Source organism: Acinetobacter sp. YH01020, assembly GCF_013420275.1.
GTDB lineage: Bacteria > Pseudomonadota > Gammaproteobacteria > Pseudomonadales > Moraxellaceae > Acinetobacter > Acinetobacter amyesii.
This window is the reverse complement of sequence record NZ_VOYN01000082.1, coordinates 1-8,840: the sequence shown is the minus strand read 5'-3', so window position 1 is coordinate 8,840 and position 8,840 is coordinate 1. Positions and strand designations below refer to the sequence as shown.

At 38.5% G+C, this 8,840-nt stretch carries 7 protein-coding genes; 4 read left to right on the top strand and 3 right to left on the bottom strand.

Features of this window, described 5'->3' with window-relative positions:
* Positions 1-426: 426 nt before the first annotated feature.
* A complete protein-coding gene (locus FTT85_RS18820; protein WP_257228798.1) occupies positions 427-624 on the bottom strand; it encodes a hypothetical protein in 198 nt (65 codons plus the stop codon).
* Between the two features lie 409 nt (positions 625-1,033).
* Between FTT85_RS18820 and FTT85_RS17490 the strand changes: the two genes are divergently transcribed.
* Positions 1,034-2,098: an aldehyde reductase gene (locus tag FTT85_RS17490; protein WP_180184067.1), complete on the top strand. Its 1,065-nt coding sequence runs from the start codon at positions 1,034-1,036 to the stop codon at positions 2,096-2,098.
* A 64-nt stretch (positions 2,099-2,162) separates the two neighbouring features.
* Here the strand turns inward: FTT85_RS17490 and FTT85_RS17485 are convergent, their stop codons facing one another.
* Together FTT85_RS17485 and omp38 are read right to left on the bottom strand one after the other, a co-directional pair.
* Positions 2,163-4,340 (bottom strand): TonB-dependent siderophore receptor, encoded by a 2,178-nt coding sequence (locus FTT85_RS17485; RefSeq protein WP_180184066.1) that lies wholly within the window; start codon positions 4,338-4,340, stop codon positions 2,163-2,165.
* Positions 4,341-4,771: 431 nt separating this feature from the next.
* On the bottom strand, positions 4,772-5,821 hold the full coding sequence (gene omp38, locus FTT85_RS17480) for an outer membrane protein Omp38 (RefSeq protein ID WP_078190085.1): 1,050 nt from the start codon (positions 5,819-5,821) through the stop codon (positions 4,772-4,774).
* Positions 5,822-6,199: 378 nt separating this feature from the next.
* Between omp38 and FTT85_RS17475 the strand changes: the two genes are divergently transcribed.
* From FTT85_RS17475 to FTT85_RS17465, 3 genes are all read left to right on the top strand, one after another.
* A complete protein-coding gene (locus FTT85_RS17475) occupies positions 6,200-6,721 on the top strand; it encodes a GspH/FimT family pseudopilin (RefSeq protein ID WP_180184065.1) in 522 nt (173 codons plus the stop codon).
* A 113-nt stretch (positions 6,722-6,834) separates the two neighbouring features.
* Positions 6,835-8,010 (top strand): thiolase family protein, encoded by a 1,176-nt coding sequence (locus tag FTT85_RS17470; protein WP_180011606.1) that lies wholly within the window; start codon positions 6,835-6,837, stop codon positions 8,008-8,010.
* A 207-nt stretch (positions 8,011-8,217) separates the two neighbouring features.
* A complete protein-coding gene (locus FTT85_RS17465) occupies positions 8,218-8,667 on the top strand; it encodes a VOC family protein (RefSeq protein ID WP_180063849.1) in 450 nt (149 codons plus the stop codon).
* The last annotated feature ends 173 nt before the right edge of the window (positions 8,668-8,840 follow it).

The following is an 8,840-nucleotide window of genomic DNA, read 5'->3' as shown; positions in this document are numbered from 1 at the left end:
GCCAAGCAGACGTGCACAGAAAACAGCAATTCAAGAACGAAATCTAAATCCTGTGCTTGACTCTTGTAGTTAAAAACAGGACATTTTAAATGGTTTATCGCATAGACATTTTAATTGGTGAATAACAGAAAAGACCTAGGCACTGGTCTAGGTCTTAAATTTTAAAAAATACATAAAAATTAATATAATAGTCTCAACATTTGCCTATTGTGACTTGTTTTAACTCTAATGAATCATCAAATTCAAAATGTAAATAGTTATCAAATATTCTGTATTTAAGCCAACTGTCACCTTCTCTTTCGGGGGGGCCAAATAGATTGGCTACAGATTGCTTCGTACTTTTATGATTAATACCTATAATCAGATCTTCTAAAAACGGGTATAAGTAATATTCTTCATTCTCTTTGACTTAGATAAAAATGGTATCTAGTATTTGATGTTCATTAAACCTGAACGTAACCCCTCTCTTAAAAATTGCCAATAGAATAGCTTTTCTCCACCGAAATTAGTCTCTAATGAGTCAAACTCACTTGCAACAAGAATAACTGCTTTCAAAATATCTGAACTTGACTCTTTAGTTCCAAGACAGGATACAAAAATCTCTACATCACCTGAAAAATTCACTTATTACATACCAATCAAAATCTTCTTTATTCTTTGGTTTTATCATATTTAAAGTGAAATCTCTGATTCAAAATTAAAATTTTCAAAAGCTGCATCTATTACGAAATGAAGAAGCCTAGACCTAAGATCTAGGCTTTAAATTAAAGCGCACAAGTTAGATATGACTCTTTGACTATTTATTTATGAGATTTTGCGTTCATAATCATAAGAATATGCATCTATCCAACATTCATCCCATATTCACGCTTTTAAGATCATAAAAAAGTACTTTTGCAGCGTTCACATGCATTCTCTGCTGAATTTAGTGCGCATTAAACCCAATCATCAACATATATTTTTTCAAATCAATCAAAGACAAAACTAAATATTTTCAATATGATAAAAAATGCGTCAATTAAAGTTGAAGAATATGAATAGCAAGACAACAAGACAGATACTCGTCACAGGCGCGACAGGCTATATTGCCAGTTGGGTCATTAAAAACTTACTTGAATTAGGTCATACAGTGCATGCCACAGTTCGAGATCTGAATAAAACATCAGGATTTGCACATCTCGAAAAAATTGCAGCTAAAACAACTGGCGCTTTAAAACTGTTTCAAGCCAATTTATTGGATGAGGGTGCATTTGATTCAGCCATGCAAGGTTGTGACATTGTGATCCATATGGCATCCCCTTTTGTTGTGACCAACTATAAAGACGCAATAAAAGACATTATTGAGCCGGCTATTTTAGGCACTGAAAATGTACTCAACAGTGTCAATAAAACAGAATCTGTACAACGTGTTGTCGTGACTTCAAGCATCGCATCAACCTATGGTGATGCCATTGATATTCTACAGACCGAGCATAATGAATTTGATGAATCGCATTGGAACACTTCTAGCTCTGAGACGCATCAGCCTTATCCGTATTCAAAAGTTATGGCAGAGCGAAAAGCATGGGATATGCAAAAAGCACAAAACCGTTGGGATCTGGTCTGTGTTAATCCAGCACTGGTCATGGGGCCATCTTTAACAGCGTCAACACAGTCAGGAAGCGTTGAAGTGCTACAACAGTTTGCCAATGGCATGACTTTGGCCGGTGTTCCACCAATGTGGAATGGTATCGTCGATGTTCGCGATGTTGCCGATGCGCACGTACAAGCAGCTCTCAATCCCGCAGCAAGCGGACGTTATATTATTAGTGGTGGTACGTTAAGTTTATTAGAAATGGGGAAAATATTACGCTCGCATTTTGGTAATAAATTTCCATTTCCGCGCAATACCTTACCGAAGTTTGCCTTTAAAGCCTTTGGCCCTCTTGCAGGTTTCCCGCGAAAGTTTGTTGAACTCAATATGGGTTACCCAATTTACTTTAATGCAGATAAGAGCAAGAAAGAATTAGGGATCGAATACCGTGATATTCAAAACAGTGTGGTTGAGCATTTCCAACAACTCCTAGATGACGGTGTGGTGAAGCAATATATTCCGTGAATCACTCATCAACAAAAAAGCCACCTTAAATAGGTGGCTTTTTATATTAAAAAACTAATCTAACTTAGAAATCAAAAGTCACACCAACTTTATAAGTACGTGGACCACCCACTAAGGCATAACCTGAGTTAAATATACCTTCCCAATATTTTTCATCAGTCACGTTATCAATATTAGCTAAGAACGTTGTGTTCACACCACCTAATTGAGTTTTATAGCGCGCACCAAGATCTAAAATTGTGTAGTCTGGCAGTTTAAGTGTATTAGTTTCATTTAAGTACTGTTCACTCACGTAGTTTGCACGTGCATTGACATTCAAACCATCCACATACGGCACTGCATAATCCAAGCCGAGTGTAGCAGTAAAGTCAGGAATACCATACACCGTATTACCTTGATTGGTTACGCCACTTTTCACCGCTGCTTTGGTATATTCAGCATCAATATACGCCAAACTACCCATCAGATTTAGTCCTGTATAAATCTCTCCAGAAAATGCCCATTCGACGCCACGTGAACGTGTTTCTGCATCATCTGTTGTGATTTGATTAACACTACTGCCGGTAATTCCATCAGAATAATCAGAAGACATCGTCGATGGTTTTTCAATTTGATACAGTGCAAATGTATTTAACCAACTACCTGTTTGATATTTAGCCCCCAATTCATATTGTTTGGTTTGGAATGGCGCAAAGGTGACATTATTGTTGGCATCTGCAACGTTATTCACCGTTACACCTTCAGAAAGACCTTCAACATAGTTTACATAAATAGAAATATTCTCACCAAATGGTTTAACCACAACACCTAAGCTTGGGGAAATTTTATCATCTTGATAGCCTGTATTTTTCTGTAAATTCTTGGTATCGATATCTTGATAACGTGCACCAACAATAAATTGCAACTTATCATCTAACATTGAAATCTGATCAGATACCGTATAGCTAGTATATTTATTATCTAAATTCGGTTTAACCACTGGGTACGCAGAAGGCATCCCTACAGTCGTGTTAGGATCGTACAAATTAGTTGAATTAATTTTCTCTTGTGTTGCCGCAACATGCTGATCTGTTTCTTTGGTCAAATAATCAGCTCTAACATTTACAGCATGATTTACAGCACCCGTATTAAACTTATATTGAATACCTGTATTTGCTGATGTAATCGACTCTGATGACCCCGTACGATAGTACTGAGATGTAGCATGACCATCTGCTTGGCCGACGACAAGACGCGTACCAAAAATATGGCCACTATAGGCCTTTTCAATATGTCCTACACCTGCATAAACATTTAAGTCAGGTGTAAATGCATATTCACCACTTAAGCCTACAAACTCACTATCAGTATGGCCTTCCAAATTTTTAAAATAATTGGTATCGCCTTTAGGTGCAGCAAGCACGCCATTATAGGTATGGCCATGAGCATCTTTGACACCAAATGCCACCATCGCAGGCGAACCACCATTACGGTCATCACGTACAGCATACGCATCAAAATTCAGTTTCAATTTATCGGTTGTATAGTCTGCAGCAATTGCACCTGATGTATGTTTATCTTCCATGCCTTCAATAATGTGCTCACCTTGACCATAAGCCCCATTCACACGTAAGCCAAACTCTTTTTCAACACCAAAACGACGTGAAACATCAAAGCCTGATTGATAAAAGCCACCATCTTCCATTGACGCTGAAACTTGGGTCTTCTGCTGATCTGCACGCTTAGTTTTGGCAATGACAACACCACCCACTCCACCTGCTGGTGACATCCCAGCAACTAAAGCATTTGGGCCTTTCAATACAGTAACCGAATCTAAAAATTCAGTTGGTACACGCCCATAAGGTGCCATACCATAGATACCATTTAGTGCAATATCATCATGATTGACATCAAAGCCACGAATATTAAAGTTTTCGTTTAAATGGCCTTGGTTTGTTGTGATACGAACACTCGCATCATTTCTCAGCACTTCACCCACGGTGGTCGCTTGCTGTTCTTCAATTAACTTTTCACTATATGCAGCAACGCTAAATGGCGTATCAACAATTTTTTTACTTCCCAAAGCACCAAGGTCTGTCTGCGCCTTCAATTTTCCATTTGCAAGCTGCTTTTCTGCAGGTACCTCAACTTCAATTGTTTCAAGCACGGTTCGCTCTGCTGCATTTACTACTGCAGATGTGCCCACCCCTAAGATCGCGATTGAAATCGCACGGACTAAATGAGTTTTTGGAAAATTGATCATCGTTGAACGCTTAATTTATTTGAATAAGAATCATTATTATATTTAGAATAATTCTCAACTTAATCATGAATCCCGATAATTATATTTTTTTAATGAAAAATATAAATATTCATTTTTTATAAATTGTAGATAAAATAAATGTAAATATTTGTTTTTAATTAATATTATAAAAAATTAAATCAAAAACTGTGTATGTTCAATTAAAGCTCTAAGGCAAATAAGTGATTAATTAATATACAAATAGTTTGAATTTTTACATGGTTAATTGCCACATGAATAGATAAATCCTTTTACATCCAACGATTATTTAAAAGTAAATAACGCTTTTGCGTTAGTGCCTTTTAGCCAAATTTAAATCTCCTTTTTTAAATTTTTAACAAAAAAAGCGACTCAAAAGAGCCGCTTTTTTTCTAACCGAAGTTAAACTCAAATTATTGAGCTTGACCAGGTTGAGCCACTACAGTACGGCTACCAGAAATCGTAGCGAATACGCGACGGTTCATAGCACGGCCTTCTTTAGTGTTGTTGTCAGCGATCGGTTGATCCCACGCGAAACCTTGAGTAGATAAACGAGCTGGGTCAACGTTGTATTCGTTAACAAGTGAAGATTTAACAGAGTTAGCACGAGCTAGTGATAAACGTTCGTTTAGAGCACGTGGACCAGTATTATCTGTGTGACCTTCGATGTTAGCTGTAGCATTAGGGTATTCGCCTAATTTTTCAGCTACTTTAGCGATTTCAGGTTTGTATTGATCTTTGATGTTTGATTTGTTTGTATCAAAGAACACACGAAGTTCCATGTTAAGATCTTCAGTCAACTCTTGAGGAGCTGGAGCAACTGGAGCAACTGGAGTTACAGGAGCAACTTCAACTACAGGAGCAGCAGGTTTCAAGTGACCGCCAAGAACTACGTTAAGACCAGCTAAAGCTGTGTAGTTCCAGAAATCTTCATCGATGTTGTAAGTAGCACGAGCTTCAGTACGTAGAGATAAAGCATCGTTTAAGCGCCAGAAAGCACCTAGACCAGCATTACCCAAAGTACCTTCTTCAGTAGTACCACGGTCAGCACCTAAACCACGAGCAGCAGCTTCGTCAAATTTGTATTTGTAGTGACCAGCACCTAACAATACATATGGCTTAACTTTGCTGTCATAGTTTTTAGTGATCAAATCAGAAGTAGCATAGAAGTTACCGTTGATTTGAGTTTGTTTGTACTCACCCCAATCAGTATCCACATCGCCTTTAACTTGGTTGTATTCAGCTTCGAAACCTAACCATGGAGTTAATTCAACACCAAGTGCTGCACCAACAAACAAGTCGTCTTGTAGCTCTGGACCTTCAGTAAGGTTGCCACGGCTGTTGTTGTGTTCAGAATCTTGGAAAGTGTAACCAAGCATTAATGGAGTAACAGTTACGCCTGCGTTTGCAGCTGCTAAAGGAGCAGCTACGAGCATTGCTAATGCAATACGACTCATTTTCATGGATTTATCCTCCAGAGATAACAATTGTTGTTAAAGCTCAAGCCGAAAAATTGGCTATCCTGAGATAGGCTTTCTTATACCCCAGTTTTTTTTTTAAGCTATTCACACTGAATCATACAAACACTTTTTTCTTTTTCCAAGTGCTTGATTAATCTAATCAAGTAAATTATTGACAAAATTACTTACAATTTCCGTTGTAATTCGGTAAATTTTTACTCAATTTTGAGCAGTGAATCGCCTATTGTCACTTGCTATTTTCATTTTAACAGCTTTATCTAAAATTGAGTAATAAAATTCTATACTCAAAATTAATATCGCCATTAAAAACACATATAACATTAGACATATAAAAATAATATTAAATTTTGGATTAAATCAATGCTTTACAATAAAGAAACCGGCTTTACGTTATTTGAACTTTTGGTCTCAATTGCGATTATGGTCATTATCGTGACGATAGCTTTACCACATTTCAACAATTTAATGGCGCAGCAAGAAGCGAATAACATCAAATTGACTATTCAGAATCACAATGCATTCGCACGGGCTCAGGCCACTATTTATCATTCCAATATTGTGATTTGTCCTAGTCTTAACTTTAAACTTTGCCAACCTAACAACTGGAACAGTGGTCTGATCATATTTATTGACAGTAATAAAAACCGTCAAGTCGACGCAAATGAAAAAATATTGCTGCAAGATAAACTCAATTTAAAATATGGCGATCTGTCTTGGCGTGGGACTCTACACATTCCAAGTCTCACCTTTCAGGCTAGCTCCGGTTTACCCAATGGTTCAAATGGTAGTTTCTACTACTGTTCGAAATCAACGCTTCAACCGATCCGAGCAGTCTTAAGTCGAATGGGACATATCCGATTTGAAAACCCAACCAGTTGCTAATTTGAGAACCGGTGAGTCCAAAGCAGCCTTTTAAATTTGCTTTATTCCTGTTCAATTTTACTTATACTGCTGACGTATTCAAAAATTAATGTATAAGAAAATGGAGACATGTAATGACTGATATCGTCATCGTGAATGGTGCCCGTACAGCAATGGGTGGTTTTCAAGGGAGTTTAGCCGCTGTCACTGCACCTGAATTAGGCGCAGTTACGATTAAAGCAGCCATCGAACGCGCGGGTTTACAACCGACAGATGTTGAAGAAGTCATTATGGGCTGTGTGCTTCCGGCTGGTCTGAAACAAGGTCCTGCCCGTCAAGCGATGCGTAAAGCTGGTCTTCCAGATTCAACTGGTGCCGTAACCATCAACAAGCTGTGTGGTTCAGGTATGAAGGCCGTGATGCAAGCGGCAGATATGATTAAGGCAGGTTCGGCTCAAGTCGTGGTTGCAGGTGGTATGGAGTCAATGACCAATGCGCCGTATGTATTGACCAAAGCACGAGCTGGCTACCGTATGGGCCATGGTGATGTTAAAGATCATATGTTCTTAGATGGCCTAGAAGATGCAGAAACGGGCCGACTCATGGGTTCTTTTGCGCAGGATATGGCAAATACCAAAGGCTATACACGTGAACAAATGGATGACTTCGCCATTCGCTCGCTTAAACGTGCGCAAACTGCAATTACTGAGGGTTATTTTGCTGACGAAATCGTACCTGTCACTGTTTCGAGTCGTAAAGGCGATGTGATTATCGATAAAGACGAACAGCCTTTTAACGCTAATATCGAAAAAATTCCAACGCTGCGCCCTGCTTTTGCTAAAGATGGAACGATTACCGCTGCCAATGCAAGTTCTATTTCTGATGGTGCGTCTGCTTTAGTTTTAACTTCAGCAGATCAAGCTTCAGCAAAAGGTTTAAATCCGCTCGCAAAAATTGTGGCTTATGCATCAAATTCTCAGCATCCGTCCGAGTTTACCATTGCACCTGTAGGCGCAATTCAAAAAGTTCTAGATAAATCGGGTTGGAATGTTGCTGATGTCGATTTATGGGAAATTAATGAAGCTTTTGCCATGGTCACGATGTGCCCTATTGATGAATTTAAATTAGATGCTGAAAAAGTAAATATCAATGGTGGTGCTTGTGCGCTTGGACATCCAGTTGGTTCTACAGGTTCACGCATTATATTAACGCTGATCCATGCATTAAAACGCACAGGTGGTAAACGCGGTATTGCAGCACTGTGTATTGGTGGCGGTGAAGCGACTGCTGTGGCGATTGAATTGCTTTAATGCTCTGTAGACTCCCTTCGCAAAGGGCGATTTAGAGGGAATATTCTTTAATCCTCCCCTAACCCCTCCTTTAATAAAGGAGGGAGACTGAAAAATCCCTCTGTAAGAGGGATTTTTTATGCTTACATTTTAGACATAAATTGTTCACATACAGCTCAGCCAAGGCTCTTAAAATAAATGTCGACATAATAAAAATGGATGACCACCATGCAGCTCAATCACTACTTGAATTTTCAAGGCAATACCGAGGCAGCCTTTAATTTTTATCGTTCTGTATTTGGTGGAGAGTTCCTCAATGTGATGCGTTATGGTGATATGCCTGCTGAGGAAGGCATTTCACTATCCGATGCAGATCAGCAAAAGATTATGCATATTTCCCTACCGATCAATGAATTTACCGTGCTGATGGCCTCAGATGTCAACGAACAATTCTGTGCGCAATCCAATCAACCCTTTACCTTAGGCAGTAATCACTATATTTCGATTAATTTAGAAAGCAGTGAACAAGCTGAAGCCAAACGATTGTTTGATGCATTGTCCAAAAGTGGCTCTATAGAAATGCCTCTCGAAAAGACCTTTTGGGGTGCACTCTATGGCGCATTTACCGATCAGTTCGGTATTAAATGGATGGTCAATTGCCAGCTTAAAAATGAATAATCACTCATTAAAAGTATTTCAATCAATAAAAAAGCCTCCGAATGGATAATGCCAGTCAGTTAAGCAAATTTTAGTAAAATGTAGTAAAAATGAGTGTATGTAAATACGCTCATTTTTTTATGTCTTTATCTGAACATTTAGAATCCACTCTTGAACATTCTCTCCCATCACTC